Genomic DNA, 18,704 nt, shown 5'->3' on the forward strand with positions numbered 1-18,704 from the left:
GCATCCGTACGTGAAAGGGTCTTACGTGAAAGGGCCTGTCGTCCCCATGCGTGAAAAGCTCCCCGTCGTCGCTCTGCTCGCCGTCGCCCTCGTGGCCGTGCTCGCGCCCTCCGCCGCCGCGGCCCCGCCCGCGCTCCCGTTGCCCCTGCCGGGCGCGGGCCCCGAGTCCCTGGTCACGGAGGGGGTCTCCGTCGAGGGCCCGCTGATCAACAACGTCACTCTGCCCATGCCGAAGTAGTACGGCGTGTCCGGTAGCTGTCGCCGTCGAGCCGGACGAGCTCGGCGTGGTGGGCGAGGCGGTCCGTGAGCGCCGGGGCGGAGGCACCGAAGACCTCGTCCCAGCGGCCGAGCGGCCGGTCGCTGGTGACGATCAGTGAGGCCCGCTCGTAGCGGTGCGCGACCAGCTGGAAGAACAGGCCCGCGGTCGCCGCGTCGAAGGGCGTGTAGCCGACCTCGTCGACGATCAGCAGGGGGTGCGCGTCGAGAGCGGCCGGTTCCTCGTCGAGCCTGCCGACTGGAGCCGGGTCCCTCGGCCGTGCACATCACACCATCCGAGGCGGACGATCAGGCACACTGGACGTTTGGCCGAGTCGTTCGAACCGTCCGAGCCGTCCGGCCACGGGAAAGGGTGCCGCGCGTGAATGGTCCGCTGATCGTCCAGTCCGACAAGACCCTGCTGCTGGAAGTCGACCACGAGCAGGCCGACGACTGCCGCCGGGCCATCGCCCCGTTCGCGGAACTGGAGCGGGCGCCGGAGCACATCCACACCTACCGGGTGACCCCGCTGGGCCTGTGGAACGCCCGTGCGGCGGGCCATGACGCCGAGCAGGTCGTGGACGCGCTGGTGCAGTTCAGCCGCTACCCGGTGCCGCACGCGCTGCTCGTCGACATCGCCGAGACGATGGACCGCTACGGGCGGCTCACCCTGTCCAAGCACCCGGCGCACGGCCTGGTCCTGACCACCACGGACCGTCCGGTGCTGGAGGAGGTCCTGCGCTCGAAGCGGATCGCCCCGCTGGTCGGCACCCGGATCGACCCGGACACGGTCGCCGTGCACCCCTCCGAGCGCGGGCAGATCAAGCAGACCCTGCTGAAGCTGGGCTGGCCGGCCGAGGACCTCGCCGGGTACGTCGACGGCGAGGCGCACGCGATCGAGCTGGCCGAGGACGGCTGGGCGCTCAGGCCGTACCAGAAGCAGGCCGTGGAGAACTTCTGGCACGGCGGGTCGGGCGTGGTCGTCCTGCCGTGTGGTGCGGGCAAGACGCTGGTCGGCGCCGGAGCGATGGCGCAGGCCAAGTCCACGACGCTGATCCTCGTCACCAACACCGTCTCCGCCCGGCAGTGGAAGCACGAGCTGGTGAGGCGGACGTCGCTCACCGAGGACGAGATCGGCGAGTACAGCGGGACGCGGAAGGAGATCCGGCCCGTCACGATCGCCACGTACCAGGTGCTGACGACGAAGCGGAAGGGCGTCTACCCGCACCTGGAGCTGTTCGACTCGCGGGACTGGGGGCTGATCGTCTACGACGAGGTGCACCTGCTGCCGGCGCCGGTCTTCAAGTTCACCGCCGACCTCCAGGCCCGTCGGCGCCTCGGCCTCACGGCCACCCTGGTCCGCGAGGACGGCCGCGAGTCGGACGTGTTCTCCCTGATCGGCCCCAAGCGGTTCGACGCGCCCTGGAAGGAGATCGAGGCACAGGGCTACATCGCGCCCGCCGACTGTGTGGAGGTCCGGGTCAGCCTGACGGACGCCGAGCGGCTCGCCTACGCCACGGCCGAGACGGAGGAGAAGTACCGCTTCTGTGCGACGACCGACACCAAGCGGAAGGTCACCGAGGCGATCGTGCGCCGCTTCGCCGGGCAGCAGATCCTCGTCATCGGCCAGTACATCGACCAGCTCGACGAGCTGGGTGAGCACCTGGGCGCGCCCGTGATCAAGGGCGAGACGTCGAACGCGCAGCGGGAGAAGCTGTTCGACGCCTTCCGGGAGGGCGAGATCAGCGTGCTCGTGGTGTCCAAGGTCGCGAACTTCTCGATCGACCTGCCGGAGGCGACGGTCGCGATCCAGGTGTCCGGGACGTTCGGCTCCCGCCAGGAGGAGGCCCAGCGTCTGGGCCGCGTGCTCCGCCCGAAGTCGGACGGCCACCAGGCCCACTTCTACTCCGTGGTCGCCCGGGACACCATCGACCAGGACTTCGCCGCGCACCGGCAGCGCTTCCTGGCGGAGCAGGGGTACGCGTACCGGATCGTGGACGCGGACGAACTGCTGGCCGAGAGCTGAGGACGGCGGGTCCGCCGGCTCACTTGCGGCGGACCACGCCCACTTCCTCTCCGTACTGGCCGAGGATGATCACGTCGAAGGCGGCGCCCGCGAAGACCTTGACGGCGCGCAGGGCGTCGCCGAGGCGGTGGTGGTGGCTGCCCGTCACTGCGGTGGCGCCGGGCGGGCGGCCCGGGCCCGGGGCGGGGGAGACGGTTGCTGCGCTCATGTCTCCATGGTGCGTTTCCTCCCGTAAAACCCGCGTCGGTCTCTGGACCGAACCTGCCCCCTCCTCCCGTACGCCTGCGGGCCGACCCCTGCCCCTCCCGGAGGAGGCCCTCGCCCCCTAGGGGATGAGGAACGGGGATGAGGAACAGGGGGCGGGAAAAACCGTTGGCGGCCGCCTCCCCCGCCCGTCTAGGATCTCCGCTCTTGCCCGCCTCCCCGAGGGAGTGCCGCCGACCGGACGGAAACCGGCCGGCATCTCACCGCCATCTCTTCAGCAGGTCCTCCGGAGGCACCCCCGTGTCCACGCACGTCGACGACCCCCTCTCCCGCGAGCGCTCCCACCTCGCCGCCTCCCGTTCCGCCCTGCGTGCCATGCGTGAGGACGTCGAGGCCCTCGACATCAGCGACGTCAGCGCGAACTGGGTCAACGCCGAGGTGCTGGCTCAGCAGATCGAGAAACGCATCAAGGCCCTGGCCGACCTCAGCGACACCCCGCTGTTCTTCGGCCGCCTCGACTACCTGCACGCGCCGGGTGCCGAGCAGGCCGAGGGCGCGGAGGGCGAGCGCCCGCAGCCGGAGGCCGCCTATCAGACACTGCACATCGGGCGGCGGCATGTGCACGACGCCGACGGCGACCCCATGGTGATCGACTGGCGCGCACCCGTCTCGCAGCCGTTCTACCGAGCGTCCAAGAAGGACCCCATGGGCGTCGCGCTGCGCCGCCGCTTCGGCTACACGGGCGGCGACCTCACGGCGTACGAGGACGAGCACCTGTCGGACCCGGCCGAGGCGGCCAAGACCAGCAGACTCCTCCAGCGGGAGATCGAGCGTCCGCGCGTCGGCCCGATGCGGGACATCGTCGCGACGATCCAGCCCGAGCAGGACGAGATCGTGCGCTCCGGCCTGTCCGGCACGGTGTGTGTGCAGGGCGGTCCGGGCACCGGGAAGACCGCCGTCGGCCTGCACCGGGTCGCCTTCCTCCTCTACGCCCACCGCGAGCGGCTGGCCCGCACCGGCACCCTCGTCATCGGACCGAACCGGTCCTTCCTGCACTACATCGAGCAGGTGCTGCCCGCCCTCGGCGAGCTGACCGTTCAGCAGGCCACCGTCGAGGACCTCGTGGCCCATGTCGAGATCAAGGGCACGGACGACGCGACGGCCGCCGTCGTCAAGGGCGACGCCCGGATGGCGCGGGTGCTGCGCAAGGCCCTCTACTCGCACGTCACGATGCCGTCCGAACCGGTCGTGGTGGTGCGCGGCTCCCGCCGCTGGCGCGTCGCGGCGTACGAACTGGAGGACATCGTCCGCCAGTTGCTCGACCGCGACATCCGCTACGGGGCCGCCCGCGAGGCCCTGCCGCAGCGTGTCGCGCACGCCGTGCTGGTGCAGATGGAACGCTCGGGGGAGGCCCCGGACGACCGGGTGCAGGACGCGGTGGCCCGGGGCGGCGCGGTCAAGGCGGCGGTCAAGGCGGTCTGGCCGCCGGTCGACCCGGCGAAGCTGGTGCTGCGGCTGCTGTCGGACGCGGAGTTCCTCGCCGAACACGCGGAGGGCATCCTCGACGAGGAGGAGCAGAAGGCGGTCCTGTGGGCGAAACCCGCGCGCAGCGTCAAGTCCGCCCAGTGGTCCGCCGCCGACGCCGTCCTCGTCGACGAGGCCACCGACCTGATCCAGCGCACGCACTCCCTCGGGCACGTCGTCCTCGACGAGGCGCAGGACCTCTCCCCCATGCAGTACCGGGCGGTCGGCCGCCGGTGCACCACCGGCAGCGCGACCGTCCTCGGCGACCTGGCGCAGGGCACCACGCCGTGGGCGACCCGCGACTGGCAGGAGGCCCTGGCCCACCTGGGCAAGCGGGACGCGGTGATCGAGGAGCTGACGGCCGGTTTCCGCGTCCCGACGGACGTCATCACCTACGCCTCCCGGCTGCTGCCGCACATCGCCCCGGGGCTCACACCGGTCGTGTCGATCCGCGAGAACCCGGGCCACTTCGAGGTCCGGAACGTCACCGGCACCGCCGATGTGGTCGACGCCTGCCGTGAGTCGCTGCGCCGCGAGGGTTCGACGGGCCTGATCGCGGCGGACGCCCGGGTCCCGGAGCTGGCCCGCGCCCTGGCGGAGGCCGGGATTGCCTACCTCGGCCCGGGCGAGGAGACCACGCAGGAGACCCGCCTGACCCTGGTCCCGGCGTCACTCGCCAAGGGTCTGGAGTACGACTACGTGGTCCTGGACGAGCCGCAGGCCGTGGTGGACGGCGAGCCGGACGAACGGACGGGGCTGCGGCGGCTGTACGTGGCGCTGACGCGAGCGGTGTCGGGTCTGGTCGTCACGTATACGGCGCCGCTGCCGCCACAACTGGCGTGACCGCTCAGGTCGCGACGTAGCCCCCGTCGGCGGCGAGCACCGCGCCGGTGATGTAACTGGCCTTGTCGGAGGCCAGGAACACCACGGCCTCGGCGACCTCCTCGGGCTCGCCGGCGCGGGTGAGCGGAGTGTTCCGGCTGAACTCGTCGAACATCTCGCCCACCGTCTCGACGGCCATGTCGGTGCGGATCGGGCCGGGCGCCACGGAGTTGACGCGCACGCCCGCCGCGCCGAACTCGACGGCCCACGACCGGGTCAGCGCGTCCATCGCGGCCTTGGTGGCGTTGTAGACGGAGCCGACCGGGGTGCCGATCTGCCCGGCGACCGACGAGACGTTGACGATCGCGCCCTTCTTCCTGGCCACCATGGCCGGCACGAGGGCGGCCGTCAGGAAGTAGGCCGCACGGACATTGATGTCGAACACCCGCTCGTAGCTGTCGAGCGGCTGCTCGGGGGTCGTCGAGAACGGGAAGACGCCCGCGTTGTTCACGAGCACGTCCACCTCGCCGACCTCCTCGGCGAGCCTGCGCACGTCGTCGATGTTCGCGACGTCCGCGACGACGAAGTGGCCCGTCCCGCCCGCCTGCTCGATCAGCTCGACGGTCTCCTTGCCGAGTTCGGCCCTGCGCCCGGTCACGTAGACGATGGCACCCGCCTCCGCGAGCTTGACCGCGATGGCGCGGCCGATGCCCGACGTGGCGCCGGTGACGAGTGCCTTCTTGTCCTGGAGTTCCTTGGTTGTCATGTCTGCCAACTTCGCCGCGCCAGATCGTCAGCGCATAATTTCCGCATATACGGCCTGGTCAGGTACGGCCTGGTCAGGTCGCGAGGAAGCCGCCGTGCGCAGCCCGAAGAAGAAGCGCACGAACTGCGGCAGCCGGTAGCGGCCGAGTACGAGCGGCTCGATCAGGTGCACGCCCGTCAGTGACTCCAGCACCAGCTCGATGTCACCGGGGTCGGCCCCGGACACCTCCGCCGCCTTGTGACTGTCGATCACCTCGGCGTCCTGGTGCGCGAAGCACGCGAGCATGTGTCGTTCCGGATCGCTCAGTTGCTTCTCGGCCTCGATCAACGGGGCCAGCATCGCGGCGCAGTCGGGCGGGATCACGTCGGCGTGCCCGCTGTCCCGCTCCATCTGCAGCAGAATCATCTCGATCGTCCAGTGCGGACGCGAGGCGAGCCTGCCGCCGATCACCCTGATCGGGTGCGGCAGTCGCGAAAGGCGTTCCAGCAGCACCCCTGCGTGCTCGGGTTCCGCGTCCGCACGTACGGCGCCGAGGATCTTGCGGAAGAACTCCCGCGCGTCCCGCTCGGCCAGTCCGGCGATCTTCAGCCAGGTCACCCCGGGCAGCTCGTTCAACCGGCGGACGCTCGTGAGGATCATCGCCGAGCCGGGCATGGCGAGATCCCGCACGGCCGCCGCGTCCTGCACGTCGTCGACCACGACCAGGAACCGTTTGCCGCGCGCCTTCTCCCGCCACAGCACGGCCTTGTCGCCGACGGGGTTCTCCACGCCGACCGCGCGCAACAGCTCGCCGGCGACGTCCCTGCCCCTGACGAAGATCTGCCCGTCCGGGTAGCGGCCCTTGACGAGGTGGCCGATCCGGGTGGCCAGCGCGGTCTTGCCGCTGCCCCGCATACCGGTGATGCCCACGGTGCCCGGCAGCGTCCGGAGGGCCTGCGCGATCTCCTCGGCGCGGCCGGTGAAGTCGGGCAGATCCGGCAGCAGCTGCTCCGGCCTGCGCGGCAGGGTGAGGTCGCCGTCGAGGATCTGCGCGTGGACCTTGCGCAGCTCCGGCCCCGGTTCGAGGCCGAGTTCCTCGATGAGGAGTGCGCGCACCTGGTGGAAGTGGTCGAGTGCTTCGCCCTGCCTGCCCTCCAGGTAGAGGGCGCGCATCAGGAGGGCGCGCGGTCGTTCCCTGAGCGGGAAGGCGGCGACGTGCTTCTGCAGCTCCAGCACGTCGAGCTCGCGTTCGAGGCAGTCCTCCCGTGCCTTGAGCCGGTGGTCGCCGAGCCGCACCCGTTGCGCGTCGAAGTAGGCACTCCTGAGGCCCTCCAAGGGCTCGCCGCGGCAGTCGTCGACGATCTCCGCGCGGACCGTGTACCCGCCGTCCCTGGACGTCAGGTTCAGCTCCGGCAGCGCCTTACGGATCTTGTACACGTACGTCCGCAGTGCCATCACCGCGCTCGGCGTCGGGTCGTCCCAGACCATGTCGATCAATTGGTCGTTGCTCAGCCGGATGCCGTTGTTCAGCAGCAGCGCCGCCAGCACCGCCCGCTGCTGGCGCGGCCCCAGTCCGATCTCCTCTTCGTCGCGCCAGGCTCGTACCGGACCCATCAGTGAGAAGCGCAGGCTCATGCAGCAGCACAACGCACCGGCACATCCCCTGCTTCCCCGTACGACGCCGGTGAGTTCGACCGACGGTTCCGGGTCACGCGGGGGCGGCGTCCAGGGCGGTCCGCCATCGGGCGACGGCTTCCGCCGACACCGGCGCCTCCCAGCCCCCCGGCCGGGCCGCCCCGCCGATGTGGAAGCCGTCGACCCCGGCCGCCAGCAGCGTCGGCACGTGGTCGAGCCGGAGCCCGCCGCCCACCAGCAGGTGCTGCTCGTACCCCGGCTCTCCTCGGCGGGCCGCCTCCGCGATCAGTACGGAGAGCCCCTCGTCGACCCCGTCGGCCGACCCGGCGGTGAGATACGTGTCCAGTCCGGGCATCCCGTCCAGCTGCTTGCGCAGGGCGTCGCGGTCGGCGGCCCGGTCGATCGCCCGGTGGAACGTCCAGGGGCAGCCGTCCAGCGCCCCGGCGAGGCGCTCCACGGCCCCCAGGTCCACCCCGCCGTCCGGGTTCAGGAATCCGAGCACGAACTCCCCGGCCCCGGCCTCCCGCAGCTCGGCGGCCACCCGGACCAGCCGGTCGACGTCCCCGGCCGCGAAGCCGTCGGCGAGCCGCAGCATCACCCGCAGCGAGATGTCGACGGCCCGGCGGATCGCGGCGACGGTGGCGGCCGGCGGGGTGAGCCCGTCGGCCGCCATGTCGGTGACCAGCTCCAGCCGGTCCGCGCCTCCGGCCTGGGCGGCGACCGCGTCCTCGACGTCGAGGGCGATCACCTCCAGGACTGCACGCTTGCTCATGGGGCCCCTTCGTCGGCATGGAGTCGGCGTTCGGCGACAGGTCTAGTCCAATCAAAGACTACGTTGCCCCGTCGCGCCGCCTCCCACGCCCCGGTGGGGTGCCTCAGGCGAAGATGTTCAGCTCCTTCGCCTCCACCCCGGCCAGCTCGAAGCCCGGCGCCCCGTCGACCGGCCGCCCGGTGCACAGCCGCACCAGGGTCGGCCCGTCCCCGATGAAGCGCCCCGGGGGCCGCTCGCCGCCGCTCTCCCCCAGCCGCAGCGGTTCGTCCTGGTCGTCGAGGTCGGCGTGCAGCGGCACGTGTCCCCGCTCCCGGGTGAGCCGGGCGAGCAGCGCGAGCGCGTCCGGCAGTCCGGCCCCGCCGTACGCCCCGGGCTCCCCGAAGGTCTCGCGGACGTCCCCGGCGTGCACCCACTCCCCCAGCGCGAGACCGTCCAGCTTCCCGTCCGCACGGGCGATCACGGGCCCCGCCTCGGACAGACCGCGCTCCAGCTCGTCCACGACCCGCGCGTTGGTCCAGCCGTCGCGTTCGGCGATGTCCCGGTCGTTCGCGGCGGGCGAGAACACCCCCTCCTCGAACCGGTTCTCCACCACCCGGGTGAGCGCGGCCGAACAGTGCGCCAGCAGCGCCCGCACCGACCAGCCCGGACACGCCGCCACGGGCAGCGCGAAGTCCTCGTCGGCCCTGCTCCGCAGCAACGGAATCAGCGCGTCACGCTCGATCGTGAGCAGCCGCCCGGGCTGCTCGGGGTCCCGTACGTCAGGCACATCAGCAGGAGTCGTCATGCACTCCACGCTAGGTCCCACACCGGGGCCGGCGGGAGAATGCCCCCATGGCCGATATCGACGCCCTCCGCGCCCGCTTCACCCGCACCCTGGAAGCGGCCAGGGGCCCGGCCGCCGGTCCGGACCCGGCGCCCTACGCCGACAACCTGCTGGCCCGCTGGCAGGAGCCACAGCGCCGGTACCACACGGTCGAGCACCTCACGGCGGTCCTCGACCGCGTCGACCTACTGGAGAAGTACGCGACGGACCCGGACGTGGTCCGGCTGGCCGCCTGGTTCCACGACGCGGTCTACCTCCCCGACCGCTCGGAGAACGAGGAACGCTCGGCCCGGCTCGCGGAACGCGCCCTCGCGGAAGCCGGAGTTCCCGACCCGAAGACCGCCGAGGTCGCCCGCCTGGTCCGGCTCACCGTCAGCCACGACCCCGCCGACGACGACCCCGACGGCCAGGTCCTGTGCGACGCCGACCTGGCGATCCTCGCCTCGCCCCCGTCGGCGTACGCCGCCTACACCACCGCCGTCCGCGAGGAGTACCACTTCGTCCCGAGCGATGCCTTCCGCACGGGCCGCGCCGCGATCCTGCGCCAACTGCTCGACCTGCCCAGGCTGTTCAGGACCCCGTACGGAGCGGCGGAGTGGGAGGCGACGGCCCGCTACAACCTGGCCGCCGAGCTGGAAATGCTGTCGCCCGGACCCCACGACCCCTCGTAACCTGCCCGCCATGTGGACAACGGGTGCGGAACAGGTGGAGCGGGCCGTCGACGAGTGCGTCGGGCTGCTGGGGACGGTCACCGACCGGGACTGGGAGAACGTGCGGGCCGGGCGGCTGGAGTGGAACTGCCGGGAGACGGCGGTGCACGTCTGCGTCGCTCTGCTCAGGTACGCCGGCCACCTGGCCGCACGCGCGGAGGGTCGTATCCCTCTCGCGTTCGGTCTGGAGGAGGGCACCGGCAACGACAGTGTCCTGCAGGTGATCGAGACGACCGGTGCCCTGCTCACCGCCGCCATCCGCACCACCCCCCGCGAGGTCCGGGGCTTCCACCCGTTCCCCTTCCGCAGCGCGAACCGTGAGGGGTACGCGGCGATGGCCGTGGCCGAGCTGCTGCTGCACACCCACGACATCGCCGGGGGGCTGGGTGTGGCGTTCGAACCGGACCCGGAGCTGTGCGACTTCGTCCTGACCCGGATCTTCCCGCACGCGCAGCCCGGCCCCAGCCCGTGGGCGACCCTGCTGTGGGCCACCGGTCGCGGTGACCTGCCCGGCCGCGACCCGATCACCGCGTGGCAGTGGAGCAACAACCACGTGATCCCCACCGACCGGCTCACGCTCGAGGGCGTCACCCCGGCGGCGGCGAAGGACCTGGCCACCGTCGGCGACGGCGGCTTCGAGTGGATCGAGGGCGGCCCGATGGAGGGCACCCGGGTGGGTTGCGGCCTGGTGTTCAAGCAGTACGAGGACGGCGTCCACCGGCCGGAGTGGGGCACCTACGCGCTGGTCCGCCGTGAGGACGGCCGCGCGCTCGGCGCCATGGGGTTCCACAGCGTCCCGGACGAGTCGGGCCGGGTGGAGGTCGGCTACGACCTGGTCGAAGCGGCCCGGGGCCACGGCTACGCCACCGAGGCGCTGATCGCGCTGTCGGCGTGGGCGCTCGGCCGGGAGGAGGTGCGGATCGTGGTCGCGAACGTCGAGCGGGACAACACGCCCTCGCACAACGTCCTCGCCCGCGCCGGGTTCAAGGCCGTCGCGGAGGACGACGAGCAGGTCACCTACGAACTGCGCGAACCCGGCGTCTGAGCCCGCCCCTTCGGCCGACGCAGCCCCGCCCCGTGCAGCAGCCGCACCACCTCGCGGCTGCTGACCTCCACGGCCCCGGCGTCCACCGCGTCCGCGTACCGCCCGGCGGGGATGTCGTAGTGGTCGCGTTCGAAGGCCCGCCGGGGCACGCCGAGGCGTTCGGCGAAGGTGTGCAGTTCGTCGTAGGAGACGTCGCTGACCAGGTGCGACCACATGCGGCCGTGGCCCGGCCAGGTCGGCGGGTCGATGTAGATCGTCACCAGGACCTCACGAGGACGCGGCCCCGCCGATGGCCTCGCCCAGCGATCCCACCGCGGCCACCTTCACGCCCGCCTCGCCGCACACCCAGTGCGGGTCGGGCCCCAACTCCGGCTGTACGTCCAGCGCGTGCGGGTCGCCGGTGCCGCACACCGGGCACAGCGGCCAGCGGCCGTAGCGCTCCAGCAGGGCGTCCTGCACGTCCTGGGCGACCAGACCGGCCACGTACGGGGCGCCCTCCGGCCACTGCTCGACCCACCAGCGCCGCTGCACGACGGACTCCTCCACCAGGGACACGACATCCGCGTCGGCGACGCGTCCCGCCACGAGGTCGGCCAGCACGAGGGCGCGCGCGGCGTGCAGCGCCTGTTCCAGAGGGCTAGTGGGGTCCATGCCCCCATTGTGCGCACTCTTGACCGGGACACCGAGCCGAAAATATCTTTCAGGGGTGACCCGTGACGTGAAGGAAACTTTCTCAGGTGGTCCCCGGCCCATGGTCGGCACGCTCGGCACCCCGCCCGCGCCCGCCGCCCTCGCGGCCAAGGTCCGCACCCTGGGCCCGTCGATGACGCGTTCCATGCAGCGCGTCGCCGAGGCCGTGGCGGGCGACCCGGCCGGCTGCGCGGCCCTCACGGTCACCGGCCTCGCCGAGCTCACCGGCACCAGCGAGGCGACCGTCGTACGCACCGCCCGGCTGCTGGGCTATCCGGGCTACCGGGACCTGCGCCTGGCCCTCGCCGGCCTCGCCGCGCAGCAGCAGTCCGGCCGCGCCCCGGCCATCACGACGGACATCGCGGTGGACGACCCGATCGCCGACGTGGTCGCGAAGCTCGCCTACGACGAGCAGCAGACCCTCGCCGACACCGCCGCCGGCCTCGACACCGTCCAACTGGGCGCGGCCGTCACCGCGCTGACCGGCGCCCGCCGCACCGACGTGTACGGGGTCGGAGCGTCCGGCCTGGTCGCCCAGGACCTCACGCAGAAGCTGCTGCGCATAGGACTGATGGCACACGCCCACAGCGACCCGCACCTCGCGGTCACCAACGCCGTGCAACTGCGCGCGGGCGACGTCGCGATCGCCATCACGCACTCCGGTTCGACCGGGGACGTCATCGAGCCGCTGCGGGTCGCCTTCGAGCGCGGGGCGACGACGGTGGCGATCACCGGCCGCCCCGACGGCCCGGTCACCCAGTACGCCGACCACGTCCTCACCACCTCCACCGCGCGGGAGAGCGAGCTGCGCCCCGCGGCGATGTCGTCCCGGACCGGTCAGCTCCTTGTGGTGGACTGCCTCTTCGTGGGGGTGGCGCAGCGGACGTACGAGACGGCGGCGCCGGCGCTCTCGGCGTCGTACGAGGCGCTGGCCCACCGGCACCGTTCCTGAGGCCGCCGCCACGCCCAGCACCGGAAAGACACGGAAAGAGCCGTCCATGACCTCCACCTCCGACCCCCGCGCCCCCCGCGACCTCAGAACCGAGTTGGAGTCCCTGACCACCGAGGCCTTCCGGCCCGAGCTCGCGGACATCGACCGGCTGCCCACGCTCGACATCGCGCGGCTGATGAACGGCGAGGACGCCACCGTCGCCGGGGCGGTCGCGGCGCGGCTGCCGGAGATCGCCGCCGCGATCGACGCCGTGGCGGAGCGGATGGCCCGCGGCGGCCGCCTGGTCTACGCGGGCGCCGGCACGGCGGGCCGGCTGGGCGTCCTGGACGCCTCCGAGTGCCCGCCCACCTTCAACACCGACCCGTCCCGGGTCGTCGGCCTGATCGCGGGCGGTCCGCCCGCCATGGTCACCTCCGTCGAGGGCGCGGAGGACTCCCGGGAACTGGCCCGGGCCGACCTGGACGGCCTCGGACTGACCCCGGCCGACACCGTGGTCGGCGTCTCCGCCTCCGGCCGCACCCCGTACGCGATCGGCGCCGTCGACCACGCCCGCGGCCGCGGCGCCCTCACCATCGGCCTCGCCTGCAACGCCGCCAGCCCCCTCGCGGCCGCCGCCGACCACGGCATCGAGATCGTCGTCGGCCCGGAACTGCTCACCGGCTCCACCCGCCTGAAGGCCGGCACGGCCCAGAAGCTCGTCCTCAACATGATCTCGACGATCACGATGATCCGCCTGGGCAAGACGTACGGGAACCTGATGGTCGACGTCCGCGCCTCCAACGACAAACTCCGCGCCCGCTCCCACCGCATCGTCGCCCTCGCGACCGGCGCCGACGACAAGGAGATCGAAGAGGCCCTCACCGCCACCGACGGCGAGGTGAAGAACGCGATCCTGACGATCCTGGCCGACGTGGACGGCCCGACGGCGGCGCGACTGCTGGAGGAATCCGACGGGCACCTGCGCGCGGCCCTCGACGCACGCTCCTAGGAGTATCGCGCCACATACCGCGCGAACGGCTCGATACCGACGCCCGCGCGCAGCTCGTCGACGCGCTCGGGCGTCTCCCGGCAGGGCCAGGGGATCGGCGAACCGTCGCCGCGGACACCGGCGATCTGGGTGCCGTAGACCTGCTCGCGCCCCTCGTTCACGAGCGTGCGGTCCCGCAGGAACGCCAGCTCACGAGCGCCGGCCGTCCCCGCCGCCACGGCCTCCTCCAGCAGCCGCAGCGCCCGTCGCTGCACGTCCAGTTGCCGGTCGGCGTGCTGGGCGACGAGCCAGGCCGCGCGGGCGGCGTCCTCGCCGACGAGGCCGGCGGTGGGCCAGCCGACCTCGTCCATGATCTCGTTCAGCCGGTCCCCGTGCCCGGCGGTGAGCCGCCGCCACGCCAGCCGCTCGGCCGGGTCGTCGCTGTTCGCGGCCCCGGTGACGGCCTTCTCGTGGTCGGCGGCGGCCATGGCGGTCAGTTCCTCCGAGAGGGCCGTCAGGTCGCGGTTCATGGTCAACTCCCCTGCTGATGAGGCTGGTTGACAGAACCCTAAAGCCGCATTCGACCCGAAAAGATCATTCCGGAGGACGGTGACGCACGACCGCCGGAGACGGGATACTGGATCTACGCCGATCGCCCGGAGAGCTCGACGACCACCTCCTGCTCCTCCGCGAACCGCTCCGCGGCGGCCCGCTCGGCCAGGGCGTTCACGGCCGTGTTGAAGCGCCGCAGGGAAGTGGGGTGGTCCGGGCCGAGGACGTACTCCTTGAGAATCCGGCGCTCGGGTGCCATCGGGTCGCGGCGCGGCGCGCGGACCGCGTCCAGGATCTCCGGCAGCCGGGCGCAGTCCCGGTCGAGCAGATAGGCGCCACCGGCGGTGGTGTAGGCGGCCCGGAAGTCCTCGTCCGTCAGGCCGTTCGCGTTGGTCAGGACGTACGGCTTGAGACTCGCCACGAAGTCCGCGACCACGGACGACACGTCGCTGATGAGCATGTCGGCCTGGTCGAAGCACTCGTAGAGCGTCGGCAGCTGGGCGAGGACCACGTGGTGCCGGACCTGACCCCGGCTCTCCCAGAAGATGCGGTGCCACTCGGCACGCAGCGCCCGCCACTCGCCCTCGCCGTCCCGGTCGGGGACCCGCGCCTCACGGGTCTGCTGCGCGTCGTCACCACCGAGCCGTCCCGACAGCTCGCCGAGCCGGGCCTTGATCTCCGCGAGCCGGGGCCGGGCCGCCGCGACCGCGGCCTCCGCACGCTCCGCGTCCCGCCGCTCGTTGTCGGCACGCAGCAACGCGCGCACGGTCCGGTCGGCCTCGGCCGCCGCGCGGGAGCGCTTCCCGGTGAGCGGATGCGGCTTGTAGATGACGCGTACGCCCTCCGCGAGGAGCTTCTCCACGAGCGGCACGCCCATCGGGATCAGGGACGTGTGGCAGTCGTCGTCGCTCCAGCCCTCCCAGGTCGGCGCGTACAGCACGGTCGGCAACGGCCCCGGCACGTGGTCGCTGTGCAGCCGGATCGACGACAGCTGCGGACGTCCCACCTCGACGATCGCCTCGTCGTTGATGGCGTGCCGCACCCGCTGGTACCGGTCGCGCCCGGCCCGCCCGGCGACCCATATCTCGTCGTACACCTTGCTCACCCGGTTGCTGCTGGCGAGCTTGTCGCTGTCGCCGTGCCCGATGAAGACGTGCTTGGCCTCGGCGACGCGCAGCATGTGCACGTTCTTGCCCGCGTTGCCCGGGTAGAGCACGACCCGGAGCTCGGGCAGCTCCAGCTGCGCCACGTCGTCGGCCTTCGGCACGCACACGACCGGGATCCGCGTACGGCCCAGATAGCGGAAGGAGGCCCGCTCCCGAAGGATGATCAGCGGCCGTCGGTCGAGCTGCTCCAGCGTCTCGATCCACATGTTGACCTGGTACATGAAGTCCCGGGACACGGAAGCGAAGCTGAAGTACAGCGCCACCTCCGGCCGGTACCCGGCCAGTTGCCGGTTGACCTCGCCGATCACCTCGTCCCGCGAGGGCATCCGGCGGGCCCGGCGCAGCTGCCCCAGCAGGGCCACGACGGCCGCGACGGACAGCCCTGCCGTGAGTGCGAAGCCGATCCCCACGGGCTGCCACACCCCGGCCGCGAGCGCGGCCAGCAGCCCCGCGTGGGCCGGCACGTCCAGATGCAGCGACTTGCGCAGGAAACGCCGGTACAGGAAGGCGGGCGGGGTCTGCGGGATGCCCGCGCCGCTCATGTCGAGGTTGCGCACCACCACCGGGAGGGTGCGGCGCCGCCGGATGGCGTGATGCACCGCCGTGTACAGGACCACCAGCGTGAAGTGGGCACTGAACACGGCCAGCGCGGCCACCAGCACCGCACCCGGCGCGTCCATGCGGTCGGCCAGGGCGAGCAGCATCACCGTCCGCACGGCGAACCGCAGCGTGCGGGTCAACTGCAGGGCGGCCAGGCGCCGTACGAAGGCGGGAGCACGCGTGTGCAGCACCTCGTCGGCCGCGTAACTCACGGCCGACGCCACGGCGAAACCCCACAGCGACGGCAGCAGCGCGAAGACGGGCAGTGCGGCGAAACCGGCGGCGAACAGGAACACGAGAAACAGGTCGGTCTTCCCGCGCACGCGCAGGACACCGCACCACCAACGGAACGTCATGAACAGGCTTCCTCTGAGGAAAGGACGTGTCTTGTGGGGTGGCGTGCGGTGGGGCGTACGCCGCTGTATGCGCGATACGCCAGTTCGACGACGAGGGGAGGTGAATGGTTGTACATCCACCGTTGGCAATTACTTCACCGTGACTTCATCTCCCGATCGAGCTGCCTGACGCGAACCCACAGCGCCTCTCCGGCCGGAGACGAGACGGCCTGAGCTTCGGGATCCGGGCTTCGAGCCCTCTCTTCAAGGAACGGGTGGAGGGCCTCAACCCGCCCTCCCACCCCGCGTGTTGACTTGACGCGTCCGGCTTGCCACGGACAGTTACAGACCTCTAACGTTCGTGCACAAGCAACAGCCCCCGCCCGGTGCGCCAACACCTGCGGGGGCTTACCAACGAGATCGAGGAACGTCGATCCCATGGATGACACCAACTTTAGTGCTGCCTCCCCGTCCGCGCACCCCATGGCGTCCCACGACCGTGACACCGATCAACGCGACCGCATCGACAAGCCCATCGGCTACGCGGAGGCCGAGATCCCCGTGTACCTCCTCATCGACCGCGACAACAACACCATCACCGTCTACAGCGAGCCGAAAGACGGTCGCTACCAGCAGGTCTCGCCGCACCCCTGGGGCGCGACCGTCGAGCTCCCCGCCCCCGTGAACATCACCCTGGACACCGAGAAGCTCAAGGACTACGCCGACTGACGACAATGGACGCATGAACCACGCCCAGCTCACCGCCCTAGGCCGTGCCCTCCGTCTTCTCGGTGAGCACGGGGAGTCCCTCACCTCCGACACTCCGGAGGCCAAGCTGCACGAGGTCAAAGCGGATCTGAAGCGGGCCCTGGAGCTGCTGGACGAGAGCGTCACGACCGCCAAGCCCACGACACGCTGCCCCGAGCATCCGAACGGCCCGGTCGACGAGAACGCCCCCGACCTGTGCCTGCTGTGCGAGACCCGGCGCAGGGCCGCCCGCCGGGACGAGTTCAACGGGCCCGCCCCGCAGCAGCCGCAGACCGGCCCCGTCCAGTCCCGCTACGGCGTACGAGGCGACCGCCCCCAGCCCCAGCAGCGCTGGCTGGCGGAGCTGTGGAACGGCCAGGCCTGGCAGTTGTGCGGCACCCCGCGCCGGGACCGCCGGGAGGCCGAGCTGTTCATCGCCGCCCAGCGCCGCGCCCCCCGGGCCGCCATGGCGTACCGGCTGGTGCACGAGTTCACCGACTACGAGGTGCTGCGGGTGTGGGGGACACCGGTACGGGTCGACATCGAGCCGATGGGCAACCTTTAGCTCAGCGGAGAGGGAGGGCGGAGAAGTCGTACCCCTCCCACAGTCGCCGCGACGCCTCCTCCGGGTACGCCCTCACCTCGGGCTCCGTGTCCAGCACCTGCACCAGCCGCCGCTCGTCGTCGTACGCCGGCCAGCCCGGGTCGCCCGATCGTGCGAAGGACGTCCAGGACGAGCGGAAGCGGGACGACAGGGCCCTGGCCTCCGCGGACGGCTCGACGCCCGCGAACAGCAGCGCCCCCAGGTCTGCCCCGTACGTGCCGAAGAGCAGGGGGATGTCCAGGCCGTGACAGGCGCCGAGCGCGCCGCCGTTCCCGGGGGCCGGCCACGTCAGTTCGTAGACGTGGGCGCTGCCGCCGCCCGCGCGGTGCGCCTCGGCCAGGTGCAGGGAGGGCATGGCGAACAGCCAGTCCGTCTGGACGCGTTCGTAGAGCTCGCTCGGGGAGGCGTCGGGGAAGGCGGCGCGGTACGCCTGTTCACCGTCGCGGGAGGGGGCGAAGAGGCGGAGGGCCGAGCTCGCCTGCTCGTCCGTGATCTGGCCCAGCCGGCCCGCCATGGCGGCGAACAGGCGGTACTCGTCCCGGTTGTGGCCGACGAGCAGGTCGACGTCCTTCGCCGAACCGGCCGCCAGCGCCTGCCACGGCGTCGTCGGCAGCACCTCACCGTCGACCACCGGCGAGAAAGGCGTCACCGTCGGCGCCGCCCGGCCCCAGCGGTCGACGTACTGGAGCATCTTCGCGCTCAGTGTCTCGCCGGCCGACGTCAGCCGGTGCGGAGCGATCGTCGCGAGGTCGGCGACCGTCGGGCGCAGCCCCATCTCGGCGGCCAGGGAAAGACCGATGTCACGGGCCAGCGCGTCCGAGAAGAACGTCCCGGGCACGCTCTGCGCGATCGCCCGCCGGAACAGACCGGTCGCGCGCGGCATGGCCAGCAGCGAGGCGACCGAACCCGCCCCCGCCGACTCACCGAAGACCGTGACCTGTTCCGGGTCACCGCCGAACGCCTCGATGTTGTCCCGCACCCACTCCAGCGCGGCGACCTGGTCGAGCAGGCCGCGGTTGGCGGGCGCGCCCTCGACGAACGCGAAACCCTCCATGCCCACGCGGTAGTTGAGGGACACGACCACGAGATCGCCGTCGGTCGCGATGTGCCGGGCGTCGTAGCCGGGGCTGCCGGAGTGGCCGAGCTTGTAGGCGCCGCCGTAGATCCACACCATGACCGGGCGGCGGGCGCCCGGGTCGGGTTCGGGGGTCCAGACGTTGACCGTGAGCCAGTCGTCGCCCTCGGGGACGTCGAGCAGGCCCGGGCCGCCCAGGTTGCCGAGGTCCTGCGGGGGCGGCGGGCCGAAGGCGTGGGCGTCGCGTATGCCGTCCCAGGGGCGGGCGGGGCGCGGGGCCATGAAGCGGGCCTCGCCCACCGGCGGTGCGGCGAACGGGATGCCTCGGAAGACGGCGAGCCCCTCCTCCCTGCGGCCTCGCACCGCACCGGCGGTCGTCCGGACCACCGGTGCGGGCTCTTCGGAGGAACCGCCCGTCGACGGGCGGGACTCGGTCGTCGTCATCTGGATCTCCT

General features: G+C 72.0%; 20 protein-coding genes. 9 read left to right on the forward strand and 11 right to left on the reverse strand.

Annotated elements, in window-relative coordinates:
• The first annotated feature begins 46 nt into the window (after positions 1-46).
• Positions 47-238, forward strand: a complete 192-nt coding sequence (locus SSQG_RS17370; protein WP_039932953.1) for a hypothetical protein — start codon at positions 47-49, stop codon at positions 236-238.
• On the opposite strand, the gene SSQG_RS39240 is transcribed toward SSQG_RS17370, so the two are convergent.
• Positions 216-470, reverse strand: coding sequence for an ATP-binding protein (locus tag SSQG_RS39240; RefSeq protein WP_003991112.1), 255 nt, complete (start codon positions 468-470; stop codon positions 216-218). The two genes, SSQG_RS17370 and SSQG_RS39240, sit on opposite strands and share 23 nt — an antisense overlap.
• Positions 471-637: 167 nt before the next feature.
• Here SSQG_RS39240 and SSQG_RS17375 point away from each other — a divergent pair, with 167 nt between their 5' ends.
• Entirely contained in the window at positions 638-2,281 is a 1,644-nt protein-coding gene (locus SSQG_RS17375) for a DNA repair helicase XPB (protein ID WP_003991113.1), read from the forward strand.
• Between the two features lie 19 nt (positions 2,282-2,300).
• Here SSQG_RS17375 and SSQG_RS17380 read toward each other — a convergent pair whose 3' ends face one another.
• On the reverse strand, positions 2,301-2,489 hold the full coding sequence (locus SSQG_RS17380; protein ID WP_003991114.1) for a hypothetical protein: 189 nt from the start codon (positions 2,487-2,489) through the stop codon (positions 2,301-2,303).
• A gap of 296 nt (positions 2,490-2,785) precedes the next feature.
• On the opposite strand from SSQG_RS17380, the gene SSQG_RS17385 reads away from it, so the two are divergent.
• Complete coding sequence (locus SSQG_RS17385) at positions 2,786-4,852, forward strand: HelD family protein (RefSeq protein WP_003991115.1); 2,067 nt, start codon at positions 2,786-2,788, stop codon at positions 4,850-4,852.
• A 4-nt stretch (positions 4,853-4,856) separates the two neighbouring features.
• Here the strand turns inward: SSQG_RS17385 and SSQG_RS17390 are convergent, their stop codons facing one another.
• From SSQG_RS17390 to SSQG_RS17405, 4 genes are all read right to left on the reverse strand, one after another.
• On the reverse strand, positions 4,857-5,597 hold the full coding sequence (locus SSQG_RS17390; protein WP_003991116.1) for an SDR family NAD(P)-dependent oxidoreductase: 741 nt from the start codon (positions 5,595-5,597) through the stop codon (positions 4,857-4,859).
• 27 nt (positions 5,598-5,624) lie between these two features.
• Entirely contained in the window at positions 5,625-7,211 is a 1,587-nt protein-coding gene (locus SSQG_RS17395) for a BTAD domain-containing putative transcriptional regulator (protein WP_003991117.1), read from the reverse strand.
• A gap of 73 nt (positions 7,212-7,284) precedes the next feature.
• Entirely contained in the window at positions 7,285-7,983 is a 699-nt protein-coding gene (locus SSQG_RS17400) for a copper homeostasis protein CutC (RefSeq protein WP_003991118.1), read from the reverse strand.
• A gap of 103 nt (positions 7,984-8,086) precedes the next feature.
• Complete coding sequence (locus tag SSQG_RS17405) at positions 8,087-8,767, reverse strand: maleylpyruvate isomerase family mycothiol-dependent enzyme (protein WP_039932955.1); 681 nt, start codon at positions 8,765-8,767, stop codon at positions 8,087-8,089.
• Positions 8,768-8,814: 47 nt separating this feature from the next.
• Between SSQG_RS17405 and SSQG_RS17410 the strand changes: the two genes are divergently transcribed.
• Complete coding sequence (locus SSQG_RS17410; protein ID WP_003991120.1) at positions 8,815-9,477, forward strand: HD domain-containing protein; 663 nt, start codon at positions 8,815-8,817, stop codon at positions 9,475-9,477.
• 10 nt (positions 9,478-9,487) lie between these two features.
• Complete coding sequence (locus SSQG_RS17415) at positions 9,488-10,561, forward strand: GNAT family N-acetyltransferase (RefSeq protein WP_106434177.1); 1,074 nt, start codon at positions 9,488-9,490, stop codon at positions 10,559-10,561.
• Here the strand turns inward: SSQG_RS17415 and SSQG_RS17420 are convergent.
• Together SSQG_RS17420 and SSQG_RS17425 are read right to left on the reverse strand one after the other, a co-directional pair.
• The gene (locus tag SSQG_RS17420) at positions 10,534-10,821 is read right to left on the reverse strand and encodes a DUF4031 domain-containing protein (protein WP_003991122.1); all 288 of its coding nucleotides are present in this window, start codon (positions 10,819-10,821) and stop codon (positions 10,534-10,536) included. The two genes, SSQG_RS17415 and SSQG_RS17420, sit on opposite strands and share 28 nt — an antisense overlap.
• 7 nt (positions 10,822-10,828) lie before the next feature.
• Complete coding sequence (locus SSQG_RS17425; RefSeq protein WP_003991123.1) at positions 10,829-11,212, reverse strand: hypothetical protein; 384 nt, start codon at positions 11,210-11,212, stop codon at positions 10,829-10,831.
• 55 nt (positions 11,213-11,267) lie between these two features.
• Between SSQG_RS17425 and SSQG_RS17430 the strand changes: the two genes are divergently transcribed.
• Both SSQG_RS17430 and murQ read left to right on the forward strand, forming a co-directional pair.
• Positions 11,268-12,203 (forward strand): MurR/RpiR family transcriptional regulator, encoded by a 936-nt coding sequence (locus SSQG_RS17430; protein ID WP_003991124.1) that lies wholly within the window; start codon positions 11,268-11,270, stop codon positions 12,201-12,203.
• A 46-nt stretch (positions 12,204-12,249) separates the two neighbouring features.
• Positions 12,250-13,191 carry an N-acetylmuramic acid 6-phosphate etherase gene (gene murQ / locus SSQG_RS17435; protein ID WP_003991125.1) on the forward strand — a complete coding sequence of 314 codons (942 nt, stop codon included), beginning with the start codon at positions 12,250-12,252 and terminating at the stop codon, positions 13,189-13,191.
• On the opposite strand, the gene SSQG_RS17440 is transcribed toward murQ, so the two are convergent.
• Together SSQG_RS17440 and SSQG_RS17445 are read right to left on the reverse strand one after the other, a co-directional pair.
• Positions 13,188-13,700 (reverse strand): DUF6624 domain-containing protein, encoded by a 513-nt coding sequence (locus SSQG_RS17440; RefSeq protein WP_003991126.1) that lies wholly within the window; start codon positions 13,698-13,700, stop codon positions 13,188-13,190. The genes murQ and SSQG_RS17440 overlap by 4 nt on opposite strands.
• A 113-nt stretch (positions 13,701-13,813) precedes the next feature.
• Positions 13,814-15,844, reverse strand: coding sequence for a hypothetical protein (locus SSQG_RS17445; protein WP_052310296.1), 2,031 nt, complete (start codon positions 15,842-15,844; stop codon positions 13,814-13,816).
• Positions 15,845-16,306: 462 nt separating this feature from the next.
• Between SSQG_RS17445 and SSQG_RS17450 the strand changes: the two genes are divergently transcribed.
• Entirely contained in the window at positions 16,307-16,552 is a 246-nt protein-coding gene (locus SSQG_RS17450) for a Uma2 family endonuclease (RefSeq protein WP_039932957.1), read from the forward strand.
• A gap of 13 nt (positions 16,553-16,565) precedes the next feature.
• Positions 16,566-17,135: a hypothetical protein gene (locus SSQG_RS17455; protein WP_003991129.1), complete on the forward strand. Its 570-nt coding sequence runs from the start codon at positions 16,566-16,568 to the stop codon at positions 17,133-17,135.
• A 1-nt stretch (position 17,136) separates the two neighbouring features.
• On the opposite strand, the gene SSQG_RS17460 is transcribed toward SSQG_RS17455, so the two are convergent.
• Positions 17,137-18,693 carry a carboxylesterase/lipase family protein gene (locus SSQG_RS17460; protein WP_039932958.1) on the reverse strand — a complete coding sequence of 519 codons (1,557 nt, stop codon included), beginning with the start codon at positions 18,691-18,693 and terminating at the stop codon, positions 17,137-17,139.
• Positions 18,694-18,704 lie beyond the last annotated feature (11 nt).

Origin of the sequence: Streptomyces viridochromogenes DSM 40736, from assembly GCF_000158955.1 — a bacterium.
GTDB classification, from domain to species: Bacteria; Actinomycetota; Actinomycetes; order Streptomycetales; family Streptomycetaceae; genus Streptomyces; species Streptomyces venetus.

What these genes read in the sequence shown, in the direction of transcription:
- SSQG_RS17370 (WP_039932953.1), top strand. Translation starts at nt 47, where the DNA reads ATGCGTGAAAAGCTCCCCGTCGTCGCTCTGCTCGCCGTCGCCCTCGTG.
- SSQG_RS17380 (WP_003991114.1), bottom strand. Translation starts at nt 2,489, where the DNA reads ATGAGCGCAGCAACCGTCTCCCCCGCCCCGGGCCCGGGCCGCCCGCCC.
- SSQG_RS17390 (WP_003991116.1), bottom strand. Translation starts at nt 5,597, where the DNA reads ATGACAACCAAGGAACTCCAGGACAAGAAGGCACTCGTCACCGGCGCC.
- SSQG_RS17395 (WP_003991117.1), bottom strand. Translation starts at nt 7,211, where the DNA reads ATGAGCCTGCGCTTCTCACTGATGGGTCCGGTACGAGCCTGGCGCGAC.
- SSQG_RS17400 (WP_003991118.1), bottom strand. Translation starts at nt 7,983, where the DNA reads ATGAGCAAGCGTGCAGTCCTGGAGGTGATCGCCCTCGACGTCGAGGAC.
- SSQG_RS17405 (WP_039932955.1), bottom strand. Translation starts at nt 8,767, where the DNA reads ATGACGACTCCTGCTGATGTGCCTGACGTACGGGACCCCGAGCAGCCC.
- SSQG_RS17410 (WP_003991120.1), top strand. Translation starts at nt 8,815, where the DNA reads ATGGCCGATATCGACGCCCTCCGCGCCCGCTTCACCCGCACCCTGGAA.
- SSQG_RS17415 (WP_106434177.1), top strand. Translation starts at nt 9,488, where the DNA reads ATGTGGACAACGGGTGCGGAACAGGTGGAGCGGGCCGTCGACGAGTGC.
- SSQG_RS17425 (WP_003991123.1), bottom strand. Translation starts at nt 11,212, where the DNA reads ATGGACCCCACTAGCCCTCTGGAACAGGCGCTGCACGCCGCGCGCGCC.
- murQ (WP_003991125.1), top strand. Translation starts at nt 12,250, where the DNA reads ATGACCTCCACCTCCGACCCCCGCGCCCCCCGCGACCTCAGAACCGAG.
- SSQG_RS17440 (WP_003991126.1), bottom strand. Translation starts at nt 13,700, where the DNA reads ATGAACCGCGACCTGACGGCCCTCTCGGAGGAACTGACCGCCATGGCC.
- SSQG_RS17445 (WP_052310296.1), bottom strand. Translation starts at nt 15,844, where the DNA reads ATGACGTTCCGTTGGTGGTGCGGTGTCCTGCGCGTGCGCGGGAAGACC.
- SSQG_RS17450 (WP_039932957.1), top strand. Translation starts at nt 16,307, where the DNA reads ATGGCGTCCCACGACCGTGACACCGATCAACGCGACCGCATCGACAAG.
- SSQG_RS17455 (WP_003991129.1), top strand. Translation starts at nt 16,566, where the DNA reads ATGAACCACGCCCAGCTCACCGCCCTAGGCCGTGCCCTCCGTCTTCTC.
- SSQG_RS17460 (WP_039932958.1), bottom strand. Translation starts at nt 18,693, where the DNA reads ATGACGACGACCGAGTCCCGCCCGTCGACGGGCGGTTCCTCCGAAGAG.